Below are 21,079 nucleotides of genomic sequence, written 5' to 3'. Positions count from 1 at the left end.
TCCGATGCGGCACGCCGTTCGGCGTCCCGGTTGCCTCGCGGTGCCGCGCCCGCGCCGCGACCGCAGCCGATCGTCGCCCACCGCCGGTCGCCCGCTGTTGTCCGCCACTCGGCCGCCCGCGCGCTGGTCCAAGCGAATCCGGTCCACTGGCCCTACCTGTGAAAAATCGGCCTGCCTACACTTTCCTCGACAGATCGCCGCATTGAAGCATCTGCACACGATCGACCCGAAGAGAACGATCAGGAGACAGGCATGACCAACACGCAGTCGGCAGCATTCGCCCGTGCGGCGAGCGCGCGCCCCGCATCAGTCAGTCGAATCGCCTCGTGCGCCCGTTGCGGCGCGGCGGGCACGCCAGCGTCGGAGGTATGACCATGTCGACCTCATCCATCGAACGCACCGCGAGCGCCTTCGCCGGCGGCCGGCCGAACGATACGCGTTACGACCCGACCTACGATCCGCTCGTGTCGCCGGGGCCCGGGTGCGGCAAGCAGTACGCGCCGACCTACTGGGTCGCGACGGCCGGCACCCCGCCGCCCGACGACGGCCCCGTCACGCGCGATCTCGATGTCGACGTCGCGATCATCGGCGCCGGCTATACGGGCCTCGCGACCGCGCTGTGCCTCGCGCGGGACCACGGCATCAAGGCCGTCGTGCTCGAAGCCAACCGCACGAGCTGGGGCTGCAGCAGCCGCAACGGCGGGCAGGGGCAGAACGCGTCGGGCCGGCTGTCGCGCTCGCAGTGGATCGAGCGCTGGGGCAAGGACGTCGCGCTGAAGATGCACGACGAGATCCTCGAAGGCTTCGAGCACTTCAAGTCGCTCGTGTCGGAAATCGACTGCGACCCGCAGCCGGGCGGCCATTTCCTGATCGCGCACCGTCCGCGCATCATGGCGAAGCTCGCGGCCGAGGCGAAGGTGTGGAAGGACGTGTTCGGCTATCCGTCGGAGCTGCTGAGCGCGGAAACCTTCCGCCGCGAATTCATCAACGACCACGAGGCGGCCGGCGCGCTGCACGAGCCGGAAGGCATCGGCATCCATGCGCTGAAGCTCGCGTTCGGCTACCTGCGCCTCGCGCGCGAAGCCGGCGCGAAGGTGCATACAAGCAGCCCCGTGCTCGGCTTCGAGACGATCGATGGCGTGCATCACCTGCGCACGCCCGGCGGCGTCGTGCGGGCCCGCGCGGTCGGCATCGCGACCGGCGCGTACACCGCGCAGACGCTGCATCCGTCGCTGCGCAGCAAGGTGATGCCGATCCTGTCGAACTCGATGGTCACGCGCCCGCTCACCGACGCGGAGATCGACGCGTGCAATTTCCGCACGACGCAGGTGCTGACCGACACGCGTACGCTGCGCTTTTACTACCGGTTCCTGCCCGATCGCCGTCTGCAGATCGGCAGTCGCAGCGCGATCACCGGCGACGATGCGCCGAACCCGCGTCATCTGGAATTGCTGAAGGAAGGGATGGCGCGCAAGTTTCCCGCGCTGCGCGGCGTGGAGATCGATTATTCATGGTGGGGCTGGGTCGACGTCAGCCACGACATGATGCCGCGCGTGTGCCAGCCCGACCCGCGGCAGTCGGTGTACTACGCGCTCGGCTACGGCGGCAACGGCGTGTCGTACTCGCAGCAGGCCGGCCGCCGGCTGGCCGAGCAGATCGCGGGGAAGGGGGCACGCCAGACGCTGCCGATCTTCACGTCGCCGCTGCCTGGCCACCCGTTCGCGCCGTTCCGGCGCATCGGGCAGCGGATGCTCTACCTGTCGTACTTCAGGAATGACGAAAAGCCCTGAACGCAGTGCTCATCGCCGGGCGTGACGTAACCCGCGCCCGGCTGTCCAACACAATAAAAGCAACAGAAATCCGTGCGGCCGGGGCTGCAGGCGCCCCTGCACGCGCCGTCGCCGGCGGCGCCCGCGCTCACCCGACGGTGGCAAGCGGGCGGCGTCCGGACAACTGGATATGGAGAAGACATGCAACCCTCGAACCAGAGTGACCTGAAGTGTGGGCTCAAGCAGCGCCACATGACGATGATCGCGCTTGGCGGCGTGATCGGTGCCGGGCTGTTCGTCGGCAGCGGTGTGGTGATTCAGCAAACCGGGCCGGCCGCGATCTTGTCGTTCCTGATCACGGGCGGGCTCGTCGTGCTCGTGATGCGGATGCTCGGCGAGATGGCCTGCGCGATGCCGGCCGTCGGTTCGTTCTACGAATACGCACGGCTCGCGTTCGGCAACTGGCGTGGGCCCGGCAAGATGGCGGGCTTCCTGACCGGCTGGATGTACTGGTATTTCTGGGTGATCGTCGTCGCGCTCGAAGCGGTGGCCGGCGCCAAGCTGATCCAGTTCTGGCTGCCGGATACACCGGCGTGGATCATCAGCCTGGCGCTGCTGGTCGTGCTGACGCTCACGAACCTGATCTCGGTCGGCAGCTACGGCGAATTCGAATTCTGGTTCTCGTCGATCAAGGTCGGCGCGATCATCGTGTTCCTGTTCCTCGGCGGCCTCTACGTGCTCGGCCTGTGGCCCGCGTCGATGCACACGACGGCCGTGCTGCCGACGCTGCTCGGCCACGGCGGCTTCATGCCGCTCGGCATCGGGCCGGTGATGAGCGGGGCGGTCGCGGCCACCGGGTTCTACTTCGGCGCTGAAATCGTCACGATCGCGGCGGCCGAGGCCAAGGAGCCGGCGAAAGCGGTTGCGAAGGCAACCAATTCGGTGATCACGCGCGTGCTGGTGTTCTACGTCGGATCGGTCGCGCTCGTCGTCGCGCTGGTACCGTGGAATTCGCATCAGATGGCCACGCCGTACGTGAGCGCACTCGAAGTGATGGGCCTGCCGGCCGCGGCCAACGTGATGAACGCGATCGTGCTGACGGCGGTGCTGTCCGCCCTCAACTCGGGCCTCTATGCGGCGTCGCGGATGCTGTTCGCGCTGACCCGCCACGGCGACGCGCCGGCCGCGCTCGCGAAGGTCAACAAGCGCGGCGTGCCGGTGCGCGCGATCCTGCTCGGCACGGTGTTCGGCTACGTGTCGGTGGTGATGTCGTACGTGTCGCCCGATACCGTGTTCGCGTTCCTCGTCAATTCGTACGGCACCGTCGCGCTGTTCGTGTACGTGCTGATCGCGTTCTCGCAGCTGCGCCTGCGCAAGCGTCTCGACCCGGTGGCCGCCAGCAAGCTGCGCGTCAGGATGTGGGCGTACCCGTACCTGACCTGGGTTGCGATCATCGGCATGGTCGGCATCCTCGTCGCGATGGCGTTCATCCCGGACCAGCGCAAGCCGCTGTGGCTCGGCGTCGCCAGCCTCGGTGTGCTGGTCGTCGCCTACGGGCTGACGCGCCGCAGCCGCCGCGAGCATCTCGACGACAGCGAACTGCTCGCCTATCCGCCGCGGTAATGCGCGGCCACGCATGACGCCGAAGGCCCGGCATGCAAGCCGGGCCTTCGCGCATGCGGCTGCCGGCCCGATCCGATGGATTGCTGGCGCAACTATCGGGCCGGCCGATACCACCGATCAGAGGATGCGACTTTATGTCGGCCGCGTGCCGGCATAGCATGAACGAACCGATTCACGGGTGCGCCCCGGCAGGGCGCGCCCTCATCCGCGAACGAGGACAGACGATGGAACATCGGGCACGCGAGCGCGACGAGCAGGCCGAGATCAAGACGACGACGTGCTACATGTGCGCATGCCGCTGCGGCATCCGCGTGCACCTGCGCGACGGCGAGGTGCGCTATATCGACGGCAATCCCGCGCATCCGCTGAACCAGGGCGTCATCTGCGCAAAAGGTTCGTCGGGCATCATGAAGCAGTATTCGCCCGCGCGGCTCACGCAGCCGCTGATGCGCAAGCCGGGCGCCGAGCGCGGCGACGCGCAGTTCGAGCCGGTGTCGTGGGACGTCGCATTCGACGTGCTCGAAAAGCGCCTCGGGCACCTGCGCGCTACCGACCCGAAGCGATTCGCGCTCTTTACCGGCCGCGACCAGATGCAGGCGTTGACCGGCCTGTTCGCGAAACAGTTTGGTACGCCGAACTATGCGGCGCATGGCGGATTCTGCTCGGCGAACATGGCGGCCGGGATGATCTACACGATCGGCGGCTCGTTCTGGGAATTCGGCGGCCCCGATCTCGACCACGCGAAGCTGTTCTTCATGATCGGCACCGCGGAAGACCACCATTCGAATCCGCTGAAGATCGCACTCGGCAAGTTCAAGCGCGCGGGCGGCCGCTTCATCGCGATCAATCCGGTGCGCACCGGCTACGCGGCGATCGCCGACGAATGGATTCCGATTCGTCCCGGCACCGATGGTGCGCTGTTCATGGCGTTGATGCACGAGCTGATCGCGCGCAACGCGTTCGACCTCGAATTCGTGTCGCGCTTCACGAATGCGGCCGAGCTGGTCGACCAGCGCGACGGCGCCGACACGTTCGGGCTGTTCGTGCGCGACGCCGGCGCGCCGGAGGTCAACGCGCTGTATCCGCAGAACCGGATGTGGTGGGACACGAAGACGAACCGCGCGGTGCTGCATCACACGGAAGGCGCGGAGCCGGCGCTCGATGGCCGCTATACGCTCGACGACGGCACGCCCGTCGCGCCGTCGTTCACGCTGCTGCGCGAACAGGTGGCCGAGTGCACGCCCGAATGGGCGGCCGACATCACCGGCATCGCGGCCGACACGATCCGCCGCCTCGCCCGCGAGATGGAGACGGTCGCGCGCGACCACGCGATCGAGCTGCCGGTGTGCTGGACCGATTCCTGGGGCAAGGAGCACGCGTCGGTGAAGGGTGTGCCGATCGCGTTCCATGCGATGCGCGGGCTCGCCGCGCATTCGAACGGCTTCCAGACGATCCGCGCGCTCGCCGTGCTGATGTCGCTGCTCGGCACGATCGACCGGCCGGGCGGCTTCCGGCACAAGGCGCCGTATCCGCGCGCGGTGCCGCCGTCGGCGAAACCGCCGAACGACCCGGCGCAGATCAGGCCGAACACGCCGCTTGCCACGGGCCCGCTCGGCTGGCCCGCTGGCCCCGAGGACCTGTTCGTCCATCCGGACGGCACGCCCGCGCGGCTCGACAAGGCGTTCTCGTGGGAATACCCGCTCGCGGTGCACGGGCTCATGCATTCGGTGATCACCAATGCATGGCGCGGCGATCCCTATCCGATCGACACGCTGCTGATCTTCATGGCCAACATGGCGTGGAATTCGTCGATGAACACGACGGAAGTGCGCAAGATGCTGGTCGACAAGCGCGACGACGGCGAATACCGGATTCCGTTCCTCGTCGTGTGCGATGCGTTCGCGTCTGAAATGACGGCGTTCGCCGACCTGATCCTGCCCGACACGACTTACCTCGAACGGCATGACGTGATGTCGGTGCTCGATCGGCCGATCTCCGAATTCGACGGGCCGGTCGACTCGGTACGCGTGCCGGTCGTGCCGCCGACCGGCGAATGCAAGCCGTTCCAGGAAGTGCTGATCGAGCTCGCGAGCCGGCTGAAGTTTCCGGCCTTCACGACGGCGGACGGGCAGCGCAAATACCGCGACTATCCGGATTTCGTCGTCAACTTCCAGACCGCGCCCGATTCGGGCACCGGCTTCCTGATCGGCTGGCGCGGCAAGGACGGCGACAAGGCCGTCGTCGGCGAGCCGAACCCCGACCAGTGGAAGCGTTACGCGGAGAACAACTGCGTGTACCACCACCGGTTGCCGGAGCCGCTGCAGTACATGCGCAACTGCAATGGCCCGTACATGCAGTGGGCGGTCGACAACGGGATGCGCAAGTTCGGCGTGCCGATCGTGATCCAGCTCTACTCGGACGTGATGCAGAAATTCCGGCTCGCCGCGCAGGGCCGCACGTCGGGCCGCCAGCCGCCCGATCATCTGCGCGAGCGCATCGCACGCTATTTCGATCCGCTGCCGTTCTGGCATCGCTCGCTCGAAAGCGGGCTGACCGATGCGAGCCGCTATCCGCTCGCGGCGATCACGCAGCGGCCGATGGCGATGTACCACTCGTGGGATTCGCAGAACGCGTGGCTGCGGCAGATCCACGGCGAGAACCATCTGTTCGTGAACCCCGTGACGGCCGCCGCGCAGCAGATCGACGACGGCGCGTGGATCTACGTCGAATCGCCGTGGGGCAAGGTGCGTTGTCGCGCGCGCTACAGCGAGGCCGTCGAGCCCGGCACCGTCTGGACCTGGAACGCGATCGGCAAGGCAGCCGGCGCGTGGAACCTCGGGCCTCAAGCGGGTGAGTCGCAGCGCGGCTTCCTGTTGAACCACGTGATTACTGACGAGTTGCCGGATGCGGCGCGCGACGGCGCACGCCTGTCGAACTCCGATCCGGTCACGGGGCAGGCCGGCTGGTACGACGTGCAGGTGCGGGTTTATCCGGCCGAAGCCGATGCGGCCACGACCTTGCCGCAGTTCGCGCCGATGCCGGCGCTGCCGGGCACGCCGCGCGTGCTGCAGCGCGTGCAGGCATATTTCGCGGGAACCGGCGCATTCGCCGCGCGGCTGCGGCGCGCGACGTCGGCCGGCCCTCAGTCTGACGACCGCTGATCGAAGGAGCGCAACCATGACCCAGATGGCCCTCGTCATCGACCTGAACGTATGCGTCGGCTGCCATGCCTGCGTAACGAGCTGCAAGGAATGGAACACGTCGGGCGAAGCCGGCAGTCTCGCCGATCTGCGCCCGTACGACGACGATCCGTCCGGCACGTTCTTCAACCGCGTGCAGACCTACGAAGCGGGCGTGTTCCCGATGACCGACACGATCCACTTCCCGAAATCGTGCCTGCACTGCGAGGATCCGCCGTGCGTGCCGGTATGCCCGACCGGCGCGAGCTACAAGCGCAAGTCGGACGGGATCGTGCTGGTCGACTACGACAAGTGCATCGGCTGCAAGTACTGCGCGTGGGCGTGCCCGTATGGCGCGCGCGAGCTCGACGAAGGCCGCAAGGAGATGACGAAGTGCACGCTGTGCGCGGACCGCATCGACAACGAAGCGCTGCCCGAACGCGACCGGAAACCGGCCTGCGTGCTCGCCTGCCCGACGTCCGCGCGGCTGTTCGGCGATGTGCACGATCCCGAATCGGACGTGTCGCGTGCGATCCGCGAACGCGGCGGCTATGCGCTGATGCCCGAATGGGGCACGCGACCGTCGAACCATTATCTGCCGCGCGTGAAGACCGAAGCGTCGTGCGGTTGCGGGAGTAGCGGCGGATGCGGCAGCGCGTCGAACGGCCGTGACGAGGACGCGTCGTTCGAAGCCCGCGCGGCGCGCGGCGACATCGATCTCGTGTCGCTCGCGACGCAGCGCTGAGCGCAAGGCCCTTCATTCATACGAAAAAACGGAGTTTCCATGCGCCCAGCCTTTTCGGTCGTTTTTCTCACCACGCTGTGCGGTGCCGCACAGGGCCTGCTGCTGACGCTCGTGACCGTCGAGGCACTTGCGCGCGCGGCGGGCGTCGATATCGCTGCGTCGTTCTACGTGACGGGTGCCGCGCTGTCGGTCGTGCTCGGCGTGCTCGGCCTGTTCGCGTCGTTCTTCCATCTCGGCCACCCCGAGCGCGCATGGCGCGCGATCGCGATGTGGCGCACATCGTGGCTGTCACGCGAATGTATCGCACTGCCGATGTTTCTCGCATGCGCGTTCGCGTATGGCGCGGCACACCTGTTCGGCTGGCCCGGCACGTTGCTGATCGGCGCGGCGGGCGCGCTCGCAAGTGTCGTTCTGTTCGTGTGTACCGCGATGATCTACGCGTGCCTGCGGTTCCTGCAGGAATGGGCGAGCCCGCTGACGCTCGTGAACTTCGTGCTGCTCGGCTGCGCGTCGGGCTGCACGCTGGCGACGGCTTGCGCCGCGTGGCTCGCGCCGGCGCTGGTCGGCCGGCTCGCCGTGGCCGCGTGCGCGCTGACGCTCGCCGGTGGCGTGGCGCGGCTCGCGTCGCTTGCGCGCAATGCCCGGTTGCGGCCGAAGTCGACCGTGCAGAGCGCGACCGGGATCCGCCATGCGAAGGTCGAACAGAAGTCGCGCGGCTTCACGGCCAGCGCGTTCAATACGCGGGAGTTCTTTCACGGGCAGGGCAACGGCACGCTGCGGGCAGTGAAGGCCGGCTTCCTGATCGGCGCGTTCGCGGTGCCGTTCGCGCTGACCGGCGCGGGCGCGCTCGCGCCGACGTCGGTCGCGGCGGCCGTCGCGCTCGGCGCCGCGTTCGTGATCCAGTATGCGGGGCTGGTCGCGGAACGCTGGTTCTTCTTCGCGGATGCGCGGCATCCGCAGAACATCTACTACCAGCGCGCGTCATGACGGTGCGTGCGCGCCGCCACGCCGTGCGGGAACTAGAACGTTTGAGCGAGCGCGCCGGCCGCTTCCTGCAGGCGCGGCACGTGGTCGAGCAGCCGCGACAGCGGCGCGCGCGACACGGGCGCATGCACGGCGACCGCGGCGATGCACGTGCCGTCGTCGCCGACGATCGGCGCCGCGATGCACACGATGCCTGCGACGAATTCCTCGTTGTCGATCGCGACGCCCTTGTGTGCGGTGCGGTCGAGTTCGGCTTCGAGCAGTTCGGGATCCGAGATCGTGTTCGGGGTGTAGCGCGGCAGTGCCAGCGCGCGCACCAGCGCGGCGCGTTCGTCGCGCGGCAGCAGCGCGAGCAGCAGCTTGCCGCTGGCGCTGCAGTGTGCGGGCACGCGCGAGCCGGGTTTCAGGTCGAGCCGCAGTGGCCAGTCGGCCTCGACGCGGTCGAGATAGACGACTTCCGTGTCGTGCAGCGCGGTCAGGTTGCAGGTTTCGCCGAGATCGGCGACGAGCCGTTCGAGGATCGCGTGGCGCAGCCGGCGCGCGCCCGCATGCAGCATCACGCCGGTGCCGAGCCGCGCGAGGCGCGGGCCGATCGCGTACGCGTTCTTGCGGCCCGGCTCGCGGATCACGAGACCGCCGGCTTCGAGCGACGCAAGCATCCGGTGCAGCGATGCCTTCGGGATATCGACGTCGCGCGCGAGATCGGCGAGCGACACGGCATCGCCGGCCTGGACGAGATGTTCGAGCAGCGCGAAGGCGCGCAGCGTGGGCGTATCCGCGGGCAGCATGGCAGGCGTTCCGGAAACTGGACTGCGGCCATTGTACCGAACGGCCCGGCAGGCCGGCCGCGCGGGGCAGCGGGCCCGTTGAACCGGTCCGAACTTTCGGCAACGGAACGAATCGTTCCGTAAACACGGCTGGCGCGGGCGCGACGATCGATGCCTGCGCGATCAGCAACGACAGGAGCGCAACGCATGGATGGGGTGGCGAACAAGCCGGACTGCATGGTGTCGGTCCGCGAACGCTTCGGGTTCGATTCGGACCTGATGGTGCCGGCGTTCAGCGCGCGCGACGATCACGTGCCCGATATCGACGACGCCTACCGTTTCAACCCGGACGTCACGCTCGCGATCCTCGCGGGATTTGCGCGCAATCGCCGCGTGCTCGTGCAGGGGATGCACGGCACCGGCAAGTCGACGCATATCGAGCAGGTCGCGGCACGGCTGAACTGGCCGTGCGTGCGCGTGAACCTCGACGGCCACATCAGCCGGCTCGATCTTGTCGGCAAGGATGCGATCGTCGTGCGCGACGACGTGCAGGTGACCGAATTCCAGGAAGGGATCGTGCCGTGGGCGCTGCAGCGTCCGGTCGCTCTGATCTTCGACGAATACGATGCGGGACGGCCCGACGTGATGTTCGTGATCCAGCGGATTCTCGAGCGCGACGGCAAGTTCACGCTGCTCGACCAGAACCGCGTGATCCATCCGCATCCGTCGTTCCGGCTGTTCGCGACCGCGAACACGGTGGGTCTCGGCAACCTGAACGGGCTCTATCACGGCACGCAGATGCTCAACCATGCGCAGATGGATCGCTGGAACGTGGTCGCGACGCTCGACTACCTGCCGCGCGACGAAGAAATCGGCATCGTGTGCGCGCGCGTGCCGGAACTCGCGGACGAAGCCGGCCGCCCGCTGCTCGAATCGATGGTGAGCCTCGCGGAGCTGACGCGCAACGGCTTCGCGACCGGCGACCTGTCGACGCTGATGTCGCCGCGCACGGTGATCAACTGGGCCGAGAACTGCCAGATCTTCCGCGATCCGGCGCTCGCGTTTCGGCTCACGTTCCTGAACAAGTGCGACGACGCCGAGCGGCCGGTCGTCGCCGAGTATTACCAGCGCTGTTTCGGCGAGGAGCTGGCGGTCGCGTCGCGTGCCGGCGGCGGCGAGCCGGGAGCGGGGCGGTGAGCGCCGATCGCGACGCCGCGCGCCGTGCATCGGCGCGCGAAGCGCTGGGCGCGTCGACCGTGCGTGCACTGACACGCGACGCGGCGCTGCATTACCGTGCGGGCCGCGTGTGTCGCGACCTGCGGCCACTGCCGATCCATGCGCCGCACGTGCGCGCGCAGGCGGCCGACGACGATCTCGCGTCGTGGCGCGGTGCGGCCGACGGCGCCGCGCTGCGCATCCTGCATTCCGATGCGGACCTGCATCGCGCGTTGTCCGGCGACGATCCGGTCGAACGCGTGCTGTTCGAAATGCTCGAGCAACTGCGCTGCGAATCGCTGGCGCCACCCGCCATGCGCGGCGTCGTGCAGAACCTGCGCCATCGTTTCGACACCTGGTCGCGCGCGTTCCATCGGTCGGGACAGGCCGATACGCATGTCGGAATCCTTGTTTACACGGTCGCGCAGATCGCATGGTCGCGGCTGACGGGGTGGCCGGTGCTCGAGGAGACGGAAGACCTGATCGAAGCGTCGCGCGCGGCGATCGTGCCCGAGATCGGCGTGCAGCTCGCGGGGCTCAAGCGGTGCCGGCACGATCAGCGCGCATTCGCGGAACATGCGCTGACGCTCGCGAAGCGCATTGCATCGATGATTCGCGATGCGCGGGCGGCCGTCGTGGAAACGGAGACGCAAGACGCGCGCGAGCAGGACGATGCGCTGACGAATTTCTCGCTGTGGGTCGATTTCGACGACACGGGCATCGACCTGCCAGCCCTCGTGGAGACGGGCGACAGCGCCGTGCTGCAGGGCGGCGATGCCGTCTACCGTGCTTATACGACGCGTTACGACCGCGAGCTCCGGCCGGCCGCGCAGATCCGCGCGGCACTGCTGCGCGAGTACCGCGACCGGCTCGACGGCCAGGTCACCGCGCAGCGGATCAACGTCACGCGGCTCGCACGTGTGCTGCGTGCGGCGCTCGTCGTACCGCAGGCCGACGGCTGGTCGTTCGGCGAGGAGCATGGCCGCCTCGACGGCCGCCGGCTCGCGCAGCTCGTCAGTTCGCCGGCCGAACGGCGGCTGTTCCGGCTCGAACGCGTGCGGCCGCACGCCGATTGCGCGCTCGCGTTTCTGATCGACTGCTCGGGATCGATGAAGACGTGGATCGACGGCGTCGCGCTGATGGTAGACACGCTGGCCCGCGCGGGCGATGCCGCCGGTCTCGCGACCGAAGTGCTCGGCTTCACGACGCTCGCATGGAACGGCGGCCGCGCGCGGCAGGACTGGCTCTCGCGCGGCAAGCCGCGCCATCCGGGCCGGCTCAACGAAACCGGCCACCTGGTGTTCAAGGATGCGGACACGCGCTGGCGGCATGCGCGCACGGGTATCGCCGCGCTGTTCAAGGCCGATCTGTTCCGTGAGGGTGTCGACGGCGAAGCGGTCGAATGGGCGTGCGCACGGCTTGCGGCGCGGCCGGAGGCGCGCAGGATCCTCGTCGTGATCTCGGACGGCAGCCCGATGGACGGCGCCACGGCGCTCGCAAACGATCCGTTCTACCTCGACAACCATCTGAAGCAGGTGGTCTCGCGCCAGGAGGCGGCCGGCCGCGTCGAAGTGCTCGGGCTCGGCGTCGGGCTCGATCTCGGCCCGTATTACCGGCACCGGCTCGCGATCGACCTTGCATCAGCGCCGGACATGAAGCGGCTCGTCGAAATCGCACGCTGGATCGGCGCGCGGCGATGAAGCAGGCGACGGCCTGCAAGGCGGATGCGGCAACACGCACGCGTCTCGACCGAATGCCGTATGCAGGCCGGTTCGCTGCGGCATGCGCCGCGCGGCATCACGCGCCGCGCAGCAGCGGCGGCAGCGACGTCGCGATCAACCCGATGCCGATCGCCATCAGCACGCCGAACGCAAGCCGGCGCAGCGCGACCGGCGACAGCGGCGGCGGGTAGTGGCGCGCGGCCACCGTCGTGAGCATCACGACCGGCGTCGCGATCGCCGCCAGCAGCCAGATGTCGCGATCGAGCTGGCCTTCGCACGCGCTGTATAGCACGCGAGTGGCCGAGGTCGTCGTAAACAGCACGATCAGCGCGCAGCGGATCTGCACGAGCGTCAGCGGTTGCCGGTAGAACTGGAAGATCAGCGGCGGCCCCGACACGCCGAACATCCCGCTCAGCAAGCCACCGAACAGGCCGCTGACGAAGAAGCTGCGGTTGTCCGAGCGCTCGGTGAGCGGCGCCGGCCGCAGCGCCGCACTCAGGCCGCCGTACAGCACGACTGCGCCGAGAATGAGCTGCAGCAGGTCGGCCGCCGAGCGGCTCAGGCATTCGAGCAGCAGCACGCCCGCGACGACCGACGGCAGGATGCCGAGCGTCGCCGCGCCCACCGCGCGCCAGTCGATGTGATGCAGCCGGCCGGGCAGCGCGGTCGCGCCGTTCGCGAGCGACACGACGCTCATCAGCGTGGCGACGGTGGCGAGCGGCGCGAGACCGAAGCCGCTCGTCGCGCCCATCACGATCATCCCGAGCCCGAAGCCGGTGACGGTCTGGAAATAGCTGCCGGCGCCGATCACCGCGATCAGGATCGCCAGTTTGTCGGCTGTCATGCGTGTGCGGCCTCGCCGGTCGCGGCGCGCTGCGCGGCCGCCTGCGCCTGCACGGTGGTTGCGGCGATCACGTGATACACGTCGTCGGCGCTGCAGCCGCGCGACAGGTCGTTCGCGGGCCGGCGCAAGCCTTGCAGCAGCGGGCCGACGGCCTTTGCGCGACCGATCCGCTCGGCGAGCTTGTAGCCGATGTTGCCGGCTTCGAGGCTCGGGAACACGAGCACGTTCGCGTGGCCGCCCACCTGCGAATGCGCGATCTTGCGCTCGGCGATTTCCGCAACGATCGCCGCGTCGAGCTGCACGTCGCCGTCGATCGCAAGCGCCGGGCGCAGTTCGCGTACCTGCGCGGTCGCGGCCGTCACCTTGTCGACCGCCGCGTGATGCGCGCTGCCACTCGTCGAGAACGACAGCATCGCGACACGCGGTTCCTCGCCGAGCAGCGCGTGCGCGCTGTCGGCGGCGGCCATCGCGATCTCGGCGAGCTGATTGGCATCCGGATCGACGACCAGCGCACAGTCGGAGAAGATCAGTCCGCCCTTGATCGTGTGAAACGGTTCGCACAGCATCATCAGGAAGAAACTCGATACGATCCGGAACGCGGGATCGACACCGATCAGCTGGATCGCCGCGCGCACGACGTCGGCCGTTGCATGCACGGCGCCCGCGACCGAGCCGTCCGCATCGCCGAGCCGTACCATCAGGTTCGCATGGCAGAGCGGATCGAGCACCGCGTCGCGCGCGGCATCGGCCGTCATGCCCTTGCGCTTGCGCAGCGCATGCAGCGCGTCCGCATAGGCATCGCATTGGGCGGCGCTGGCCGGATCGACGAGCGTCATGCCGTCGAGATCGATCGCGTCGCGCGCGGCCGCCGCGTGGATCGCCGCACGGTTGCCGACGAGCACGATGCGGGCGATGCCGTCGCGCGTTGCGCGCGCGGCGGCCTGCAGCACGCGCGGATCGTCGGCTTCGCACAGCGCGATGCGCATCGGCTGGCGGCGCGCGGATTCGAGAATGCGGTCGAGGGCTTTCATCGTTCGCTCGGATAGGAAAGGAAAAACGGCCGGATGCGGCGGCCCGCACGGGGCACGGCGTCCGGCCGGAGGGCCGGCCGCGCGAGAGGGGCGCGCGACCGGCAACGGGGGTGCGTCAGCGACGCGGCATTACACGTAGTCCTTGTACTTGTCGAGCATCCGAACCGGCTTCGACAGCGCATCGCGACGGAACGGATCGCCGAGTTCACGCGTGCACATGATCTCGATGATCGTGGTCTTGCCTTCGTTCATCTGCATGTCGATGGCACGCTTGAGGGCCGGGCCCACGTCCTCGAGGCGGTCGACCGTGATCCCTTCGGCGCCCATCGCACGCGCGATCGCCGCGAAGCTCTGGTTGTCGAGTTCGCCCGCGACGAAGCGGCGGTTGTAGAAGTCGACCTGGTTCTTCTTCTCCGCGCCCCACTGGCGGTTGTGGAACACGACGGCCGTGACCGGGATGTTGTGGCGCACGCATGTCATCGTTTCCATCAGGCTCATGCCCCACGCGCCGTCGCCCGCATACGACACGGCCGGACGGTGCGGCGCGGCGACCTTCGCGCCGATGATCGTCGGGAACGCGTAGCCGCAGTTGCCCCAGCTCATCGCCGCGAAGAAGCTGCGCGGCTTGTTGAAGCGCAGGTAGCTGTTCGCGACCGAGTTGATGTTGCCGATGTCGGTCGACACCATCACGTCCTCGGGCATCGCCTTCTCGAGTTCGCGCAGCACCTGGCGCGGATGCAGGTACTGGCCGCCGCTGAACGGCTTCTCGTGCTTCTGCTCCTCGATCATGTCGAGGCTGAATGCGTCGCGCTCGTGCGTCCAGTCGTCGAGTTCCTTTTCCCACGCGGCCTTTTCCGTCGCGATCTGGTCGGCGCGCTCGCCGCGCGAGCCATCGCACACGAGCGTGCGGCCTTCGAGGCGTTGCGTGAGTGCGATCGCCGCGGCCTTCGCGTCGCCGCAGATGCCGACCGAGATCTTCTTCACGAGGCCGAGCATCTTGTGGTCCGCGTCGATCTGGATGATCTTCGCGTCCTTCGGCCAGTAGTCCATCCCGTGCTGCGGCAGCGTGCCGAACGGCCCGAGGCGCGAGCCGAGCGCGATCACGACGTCGGCGCGCGACAGCAGTTTCATCGCGGCCTTCGAGCCCTGGTAGCCGAGCGGGCCGCACCACAGCGGATGGTTCGCCGGGAACGAGTCGTTGTGCAGGTAGCTGTTGACGACCGGCGCGCCGAGCCGTTCGGCGAGCGCCTTGCATTCCTCGATCGCGTCGGCCATCACGACGCCGCCGCCCGAGATGATGACCGGGAACTTCGCCTGCGCGATCAGCGCGGCCGCGTCGTCCAGGCTCTGTTCGCCGCCGGCGCCGCGGTCGAGCCGTCGCGGTTGCGGAATCTCGACCTTGACCTTGCCGTAGAAGTAGTCGCGCGGGATGTTCAACTGCGTCGGGCCCATCTCGGCCTGCGCGCGGTCGAAGCAGCGCGCGGTGAATTCGGCCATCCGTGCCGGGTGCGTGACGTGACCCTGGTACTTCGTGAATTCCTGGAACATCGGCAGCTGGTTCGCTTCCTGGAAGCCGCCGAGGCCGATGCCCATCGTGCCGGCTTCCGGCGTGACGATCACCACCGGGCTATGTGCCCAGTACGCGGCCGCGATCGCGGTCACGCAGTTGCTGATGCCGGGGCCGTTCTGGCCGATCACGACGCCGTGGCGGCCCGACACGCGCGCGTAGCCGTCGGCCATGTGGCCCGCGCCCTGTTCGTGCACGACCGGGATCAGGCGGATGCCGGCCGGCGCGAAGATGTCCATCGCATCCATGAACGCGGAGCCCATGATGCCGAACATATCGGTCACGCCGTTGGCCGCGAGGGTTTCGACGAAGGCTTCGGACGGCGTCATGTCCTGCGGACCGTTGGCCGATGCACGCAGGGAAGTGGATTGTTCGCTCATGGGTTGTCTCCGATTGTTCAATTAACGGAACGTCTTGTTCCAGATGCTATTTGCTGGGGAAGGCCGGTCAAGTCATTCCGCCCGCAGTCGGCGAATGTGGAATGAAATGAAATGATTCGTTTCAAAATGCGCGCGGGGGCGGTGGCGCGAGTGACGCGCGAGGCGCACGCTCAGGCCGGCTGTTTCGGCCGTTCCTTGCGGAACGCGCGCTTGACGGCGATCAGCCCGTCGCGGAATTCGAACAGGTCGCAGCCTTCGGCCTCGATGCGCCAGCCTTCGGCGTGCGTGCCCGTGAACACCCACTCGGAGACGCCGCGCTCGCCGGCGACGGTGTGGCGACCGTGACCCCAGTGTGCGTCGGGGAAGGTCTTGAACACGGCTTCGAACGCGGCGCGTACCGCGTCGCGTCCGACGAAGCGCGTGCCGTGGATGTCGGGGCCGCCGGCCGCGTCGAATACGCAGTCCTCGGTCATGAAGCCCATCAACGCGTTGGCGTCGTGCCGGTTGAATGCTTCGGAAAATGCCGCGAGCGTGGCGGCCGTGACGGGGGCGGTGAGCGTGTCGGACATAACGTGTCTCCTGTCGAATGATGGGCGGTGCGCAAGGCGCTGGCGCGCATGCGGCACGCGGTATCGACACGTTAGTGAGCGCTCGTTTTTGGCGGTAGCGCCAGTCGGGAGGTTTCGCTTGGGCCAGAGTCGGATGCTTATCTGCAGGGCGGCAGAGGGTGGCTTGCGTCACACTTTTTGATTATTTCCCTGGGTATCAAAGTATGCGGAGGTGTCGAGATGATTTTCAGAGGGGGCAGGCGTTTTTATGTGAAAAGTAAGAATTGATTTTTTTTGGATTAAAGGGGAGGGTCGAAGTTGTTCGAATTCGATCGAATGAAATCGAAATAATCCGAAATTCAATGTGCTGCTTGGTCGACTGACAGCTTGAGTATCTGCTGGTCCGCGCGCGGTTTCTTCGCTCGATGTTTCGTTGGGTCTGCGTGACCATTGCCCGATTCAGTTGACGTAAAGCGCTGCCGATCAAATCGGGAGCGCAGACGTGCGATCGGCCTTTTACCAACTTCATTCGAGGAATCGACTATGTCGCGACGCGCAGTCAGAAACGGCGACCCGACGACGACGGGAGGCTTCGTCATCGCAACGACAGCAACGATGTTTAGCGAAGGGAAGCATGTCGCCGTGAGCGGCGACGAGGCAACATGCGGCAATTGCGATGGATTGTTCAAAATCGTTGGAAGCGCTGTGCACATGACGTGGAACGAACGCAACGTTGTCCTCGATGGTGACCCCGTGCTCTGTCCATGTGGAATGAACATGGTCCTTGCGGGCAGCGATTGCACGATCTTTTACGATGATCCAGACCGCGCGACCGGAGTCAGCACACGTTCGTCAAGTGCATTCACGCAAACCGTTGCGCAGATGATCCATGACGACCAGTTCGTGATCCGAGACAAGCGGACGAAGCAACCATTGAGTAACGTTGAATACTGGATCAAGGATCTAACCGGCAACGTGCTTGCATCCGGCATGAGCGACGCTCAGGGATGTACCGTGCGTGTGAGCACCAAAGGTGCGCAAACGTTGAAGCTCGTAGTTGGAGACTGAGAAGATGGCGAATCAAACCACCGTTGCCGAGACAACAACCAACACCATTGAAGGATCGCAACGATTCGCGGACGTTGACATGCGGCCGATCTGCGAGAACATGACGAACTCCGAGTTTCGGATGATGTTTGCCAAGGCACAGGTGCTTGCGGTAAGTCGACTCGAGGCACGCGTTGCCTCCCTGAAAGGGTGGTCGCGGTACGAGAGGGATCGTGTGTTCAAGTGGTTCGGTCGCGACGATGATCAAACCCGCAGGCGACTTCTTACCGGCTTGGCGAAGGTGCTGAATGTCGTTCGCTCGTTCAACGAGCACAACGTCGTTCGTACCGGCAGCGCTGCCGATCTGGCGACGGGATGCACACCCCATCCGCTCGGAACGGATCAGGAAGCCGCACATGTCTGCGCACCGGATACCGCGAGTCACACGTTCTCGATCAGCGCCGAGTTTTGCACGATGCGCCCATGGACTGCGTACGCCGATTCGCAAGTGTCGGTCATCATTCACGAAGCAAGTCATTTCCTGGACACGATGGCGGCAACCGACGAGCAGTACTACATCACTCCGTTCCTTCCAGCATGGGGGCGATCACATCCGGATTTGGCGATCAACAATGCTGAAAGCATCGCGGGGTACGTCGTAGATGGCGACTAACTTCCTGGCTGCTGTCGTGCTCGCGTTGATCCTTGCGCAGGCAGCGCTTGCGTGCGAAGGACCACAAAACCTTCCCGGTCAATACATCGACGTTCGCTTTGAAAGTGATTCAAGCGAGATGTCCAGGACCGAACTGGCACGGTTGTCAGCATGGTCGAGCGATTTACGCAATCGCTTTCCGATTATCGATGTTGTCTGGCTTGTAGGGCTTTCGGAATCGACGGAACGGAACGCGCAGCAGTTGGCGTACCGACGCGCTGAAAACGTCATGAATGCGCTTGACCAGTTCGCGATCAAAGGCAGGCGAAGCGCATTGATCGGTCGAATCTACCAGCCGGTTCCGGAGATCGATCAAAGCGGGCGGCGCGTGGAGGTCAATGTGGGTCCGGGATGCCCGGACCATTGTTGCTCAACCTCGAGCCCCAGCCCTGCCGGGCGTTGACGTTACACGCCATCCTGACAAAGCCCGCGACATCGCGGGCATCTCTCACTGATCGGGCTTCTGCGCCCGCACACATTGCGCGAGTGCCCGCACCCCCGGCTCGATCCGCTCCAGCGGAATCGCGGAAAACCCCATCCGGAAGCATCGACGCGCGTCGCTGTCGTCGTTCATGAAGAACACGCCGCCAGGCTCGATCAGAATTCCCGCCTCCTGGGCGTCCACCGCGAGCCGCGCCGCGTCGAGCCATGGCGGCCCCTCGACCCAGCACGACGCGCCGCCCGTCACCGGCACGTAGCGCGCTTCCGGCAAGTGCGCGTCGAGCGCGGCCATCAGCGCCTGCGAGCGCTCGCTGTACGCATGCGCGAGCCGGCGCAGCAACGCGTCGTGATGGCCGAGCGCGAGAAAGGTTGCGAACGCCCGCTGGATATACGCAACCGGATGGCGCACCATCAGCCGCCGCAGCGCCCGCAACTCGCGGATCAGCTCGCGCGGCCCGACCACGTAGCCGAGCCGCAGCCCCGGCGCGAACGTCTTCGACAGGCTGCCGACGTAGATCACGCGGTCGGCCGTGTCGAGGCTCTTCAATGCCGGATGCGGCGTGCCAGAGAACGTGTTTTCGCTCTCGTAGTCGTCCTCGATGATCACGAAGTCATGCTGCTGCGCGCAATCGAGCAGCGCGCGGCGGCGTTCGACCGGCATCGTCGCGGTGGTCGGGCACTGGTGGCTCGGCGTCACGTACACGTAGTCGCAGCGCGAGAGCGTGTCGCCGAGCGCATCGGGTGCGATCCCGTGGCCGTCGACCGGCAGCGGCAGCAGCCGCGCGTCGCGGTTCTCGAAGATGTTGCGCGCATCCGGATAGCCGGGGTTCTCGAAACCGACCGTCGTGTGCTTGCCGCACAGCAGGTCCGCGATCAGGTAAAGCGCCTGCTGGCAGCCGTTCGTGACGACGATCTCGTCGGGCATCGCGAACACGCCGCGCCGCGGCAGCACGCGCGTGCGGATCTGCTGGATCAGCGATTCGTCGTCGCGTTCGATCAGGTCGGGGGCCCAGTTGCGGATCTCCATCACCGACAGCGCCTTCAGGCAGCATTCGCGCCAGTCGTTGGTCGGAAACAGCGACTGGTCGAACTGCCCGTAGATGAACGGAAATTCGTAGTGCTGCCAGTTTGCGGGCTTCACGATGTTGCGCTGCCTCGACGGCGGATGCGTGATGCGCTTTTCCCAGGCGGGGCGTCCGGGCACGTCGTCGCCACCGGCGGGCAGCGCGCCGGCCCGGGCCTGCGCGAAGCCGGGCACGCCTTCGAGCATCTTCGGGTTCACGAAGTGCCCGCTGCGTTCGCGCGAGATCAGGTAGCCCTCTTCGACGAGCATCTGGTACGCGAGCACGACGGTGTTGCGCGCGACGCCGAGCTGGTCGGCAAGCTCGCGGCTCGACGGCAGCGCGGCATCGGGGGCGAGCTGGCCGTCGAGGATCGCGGCCACGAGCATCCGCCGGATCTGGTCCTGCAGGCTCGACGCCGACGACCGCCGGAACTGCTGGGCCCATAAGGCGGTCGGGGTACGACTCGACATGCTTCCTCCTGTGATCGGTACGGGAAACGCGAGGCGGTGCGCGTGGTGTGCACGTGACCCGCGAGTGGCGCGGTTTCGCGAGAATACGCGCGTCGCGCCGCGGATGTGGACTCAATGAAATGTGTTGTCTGGCACTACTGCGCGCCGACGTGGCAAGACGATACTCAACTCGTCGCGCCCGGACGATCCGGATAACTCCCCGGTACGCGGGCGCATGAGGGCGTGCGTGCATCGCGTTCGCCTGCAGCGTGATGAAAAGGAGAGGGACGCCATGCACGTCGTCGTGTTCAGGGATCGCTGCGAGCGCGTGATCCGCATCGTGTTCGACGATGCAGGCAAGACGTTCGTCGCGTATCGCGACGGCGACGCGATCGGAGAACTCGACATCGATGACGCAGGCGGCGGTGATGGCCGATCGCCGTCGCTCATGCGGCTATACGTCGAACCCGCCTACCGGCGCAGCGGCATCGCGCACACGCTTCTCGCGTGCGCGGCGCGTGAATTCGGGCAGCCGATTCGCATCGACGCCGGCGCGCGTGCATGGCCCGCTACGCCGGCGTGGTCGACGCTGTGCCGCTGCCTCGAATACGAAGGATTGGTCGTGGTGCGCCATGCCGCGCTGCATTAACCGAAAGCGTGGCCACGATCACGCTGCACCAGGAAGGAGACGACATGAGTACGGTCCTGAAGCCGATTCCCGCATCCGACGTGCGGCACGAAGCGTTGCGCATCGACGGGCAGCGCGTGTGGCGCGACGCAGTCGTCGACGTGCGTAACCCGTACGACGGAACGCTCGTCGGCACCGTGCCGAAGGCGACGCTGGACGACGTGCGGCGCGCGTTCGCGGTGGCACGTGCCTACCGGCCGACGTTCACGCGCCACGAGCGTGCGGCGATCCTGCGCCGCGCGGCCGACATCGTGCGCGCGCGCACCGCCGAGATCGCGGCGCTGATCACGGCCGAGGCCGGGTTG

General features: G+C 66.9%; 18 protein-coding genes. 12 read left to right on the top strand and 6 right to left on the bottom strand.

Features of this window, described 5'->3' with window-relative positions:
• The first annotated feature begins 374 nt into the window (after nucleotides 1-374).
• The 5 genes from DIE08_RS26585 (at nucleotide 375) to DIE08_RS26560 (ending at nucleotide 8,303) form a co-directional block, all read left to right on the top strand.
• Nucleotides 375-1,790 (top strand): FAD-binding oxidoreductase, encoded by a 1,416-nt coding sequence (locus DIE08_RS26585; RefSeq protein ID WP_124904469.1) that lies wholly within the window; start codon nucleotides 375-377, stop codon nucleotides 1,788-1,790.
• 180 nt (nucleotides 1,791-1,970) lie between these two features.
• Nucleotides 1,971-3,392 (top strand): amino acid permease, encoded by a 1,422-nt coding sequence (locus DIE08_RS26575; RefSeq protein WP_124904467.1) that lies wholly within the window; start codon nucleotides 1,971-1,973, stop codon nucleotides 3,390-3,392.
• A 224-nt stretch (nucleotides 3,393-3,616) separates the two neighbouring features.
• Nucleotides 3,617-6,553 (top strand): molybdopterin oxidoreductase family protein, encoded by a 2,937-nt coding sequence (locus tag DIE08_RS26570; protein ID WP_124904465.1) that lies wholly within the window; start codon nucleotides 3,617-3,619, stop codon nucleotides 6,551-6,553.
• A gap of 16 nt (nucleotides 6,554-6,569) precedes the next feature.
• Nucleotides 6,570-7,316 (top strand): 4Fe-4S dicluster domain-containing protein, encoded by a 747-nt coding sequence (locus DIE08_RS26565; RefSeq protein WP_124904463.1) that lies wholly within the window; start codon nucleotides 6,570-6,572, stop codon nucleotides 7,314-7,316.
• 39 nt (nucleotides 7,317-7,355) lie between these two features.
• Nucleotides 7,356-8,303: a DmsC/YnfH family molybdoenzyme membrane anchor subunit gene (locus DIE08_RS26560; RefSeq protein ID WP_124904461.1), complete on the top strand. Its 948-nt coding sequence runs from the start codon at nucleotides 7,356-7,358 to the stop codon at nucleotides 8,301-8,303.
• Nucleotides 8,304-8,335: 32 nt separating this feature from the next.
• Here the strand turns inward: DIE08_RS26560 and DIE08_RS26555 are convergent, their stop codons facing one another.
• Nucleotides 8,336-9,088, bottom strand: a complete 753-nt coding sequence (locus DIE08_RS26555) for an IclR family transcriptional regulator (RefSeq protein WP_124904459.1) — start codon at nucleotides 9,086-9,088, stop codon at nucleotides 8,336-8,338.
• A 186-nt stretch (nucleotides 9,089-9,274) separates the two neighbouring features.
• On the opposite strand from DIE08_RS26555, the gene DIE08_RS26550 reads away from it, so the two are divergent.
• Nucleotides 9,275-10,264 (top strand): AAA family ATPase, encoded by a 990-nt coding sequence (locus tag DIE08_RS26550; protein ID WP_124904457.1) that lies wholly within the window; start codon nucleotides 9,275-9,277, stop codon nucleotides 10,262-10,264.
• Nucleotides 10,261-11,982, top strand: a complete 1,722-nt coding sequence (locus tag DIE08_RS26545; RefSeq protein ID WP_124904455.1) for a cobaltochelatase CobT-related protein — start codon at nucleotides 10,261-10,263, stop codon at nucleotides 11,980-11,982. The genes DIE08_RS26550 and DIE08_RS26545 overlap by 4 nt, the downstream gene beginning before the upstream one ends.
• Nucleotides 11,983-12,079: 97 nt before the next feature.
• Here DIE08_RS26545 and DIE08_RS26540 read toward each other — a convergent pair whose 3' ends face one another.
• The 4 genes from DIE08_RS26540 to DIE08_RS26525 all read right to left on the bottom strand — a co-directional run bounded on the left by DIE08_RS26540 (nucleotide 12,080) and on the right by DIE08_RS26525 (nucleotide 16,394).
• Nucleotides 12,080-12,847, bottom strand: coding sequence for a sulfite exporter TauE/SafE family protein (locus DIE08_RS26540; RefSeq protein ID WP_059598806.1), 768 nt, complete (start codon nucleotides 12,845-12,847; stop codon nucleotides 12,080-12,082).
• The gene (gene pta / locus DIE08_RS26535) at nucleotides 12,844-13,878 is read right to left on the bottom strand and encodes a phosphate acetyltransferase (protein WP_124904453.1); all 1,035 of its coding nucleotides are present in this window, start codon (nucleotides 13,876-13,878) and stop codon (nucleotides 12,844-12,846) included. Before pta ends, DIE08_RS26540 begins: the two co-directional genes overlap by 4 nt.
• 129 nt (nucleotides 13,879-14,007) lie before the next feature.
• Nucleotides 14,008-15,825, bottom strand: a complete 1,818-nt coding sequence (xsc, locus tag DIE08_RS26530) for a sulfoacetaldehyde acetyltransferase (RefSeq protein ID WP_059598808.1) — start codon at nucleotides 15,823-15,825, stop codon at nucleotides 14,008-14,010.
• 170 nt (nucleotides 15,826-15,995) lie between these two features.
• Nucleotides 15,996-16,394: a nuclear transport factor 2 family protein gene (locus DIE08_RS26525; protein WP_059598809.1), complete on the bottom strand. Its 399-nt coding sequence runs from the start codon at nucleotides 16,392-16,394 to the stop codon at nucleotides 15,996-15,998.
• Between the two features lie 522 nt (nucleotides 16,395-16,916).
• Between DIE08_RS26525 and DIE08_RS26520 the strand changes: the two genes are divergently transcribed.
• The 3 genes from DIE08_RS26520 to DIE08_RS26510 are packed head-to-tail and all read left to right on the top strand — an operon-like array spanning nucleotide 16,917 to nucleotide 18,535.
• Nucleotides 16,917-17,441: a PAAR domain-containing protein gene (locus tag DIE08_RS26520; RefSeq protein ID WP_124904451.1), complete on the top strand. Its 525-nt coding sequence runs from the start codon at nucleotides 16,917-16,919 to the stop codon at nucleotides 17,439-17,441.
• Nucleotides 17,442-17,445: 4 nt separating this feature from the next.
• Nucleotides 17,446-18,093: a M35 family metallo-endopeptidase gene (locus DIE08_RS26515; protein ID WP_124904449.1), complete on the top strand. Its 648-nt coding sequence runs from the start codon at nucleotides 17,446-17,448 to the stop codon at nucleotides 18,091-18,093.
• Nucleotides 18,083-18,535: a hypothetical protein gene (locus DIE08_RS26510; protein WP_124904447.1), complete on the top strand. Its 453-nt coding sequence runs from the start codon at nucleotides 18,083-18,085 to the stop codon at nucleotides 18,533-18,535. Before DIE08_RS26515 ends, DIE08_RS26510 begins: the two co-directional genes overlap by 11 nt.
• 45 nt (nucleotides 18,536-18,580) lie before the next feature.
• Here DIE08_RS26510 and DIE08_RS26505 read toward each other — a convergent pair whose 3' ends face one another.
• Complete coding sequence (locus DIE08_RS26505; protein WP_124904445.1) at nucleotides 18,581-20,107, bottom strand: PLP-dependent aminotransferase family protein; 1,527 nt, start codon at nucleotides 20,105-20,107, stop codon at nucleotides 18,581-18,583.
• 271 nt (nucleotides 20,108-20,378) lie between these two features.
• Here DIE08_RS26505 and DIE08_RS26500 point away from each other — a divergent pair, with 271 nt between their 5' ends.
• Together DIE08_RS26500 and DIE08_RS26495 are read left to right on the top strand one after the other, a co-directional pair.
• Complete coding sequence (locus DIE08_RS26500) at nucleotides 20,379-20,735, top strand: GNAT family N-acetyltransferase (RefSeq protein WP_124904443.1); 357 nt, start codon at nucleotides 20,379-20,381, stop codon at nucleotides 20,733-20,735.
• Nucleotides 20,736-20,779: 44 nt separating this feature from the next.
• Nucleotides 20,780-21,079: aldehyde dehydrogenase family protein (locus DIE08_RS26495; RefSeq protein WP_124904441.1), on the top strand; the 300-nt coding region annotated here is incomplete at its 3' end.

Source organism: Burkholderia sp. Bp9004, from assembly GCF_003858025.1.
In the GTDB taxonomy this organism is placed as follows: Bacteria; Pseudomonadota; Gammaproteobacteria; order Burkholderiales; family Burkholderiaceae; genus Burkholderia; species Burkholderia diffusa.
The sequence above is the reverse complement of the archived record's forward strand: the minus strand, read 5'-3'. Positions and strand labels throughout refer to the sequence as shown.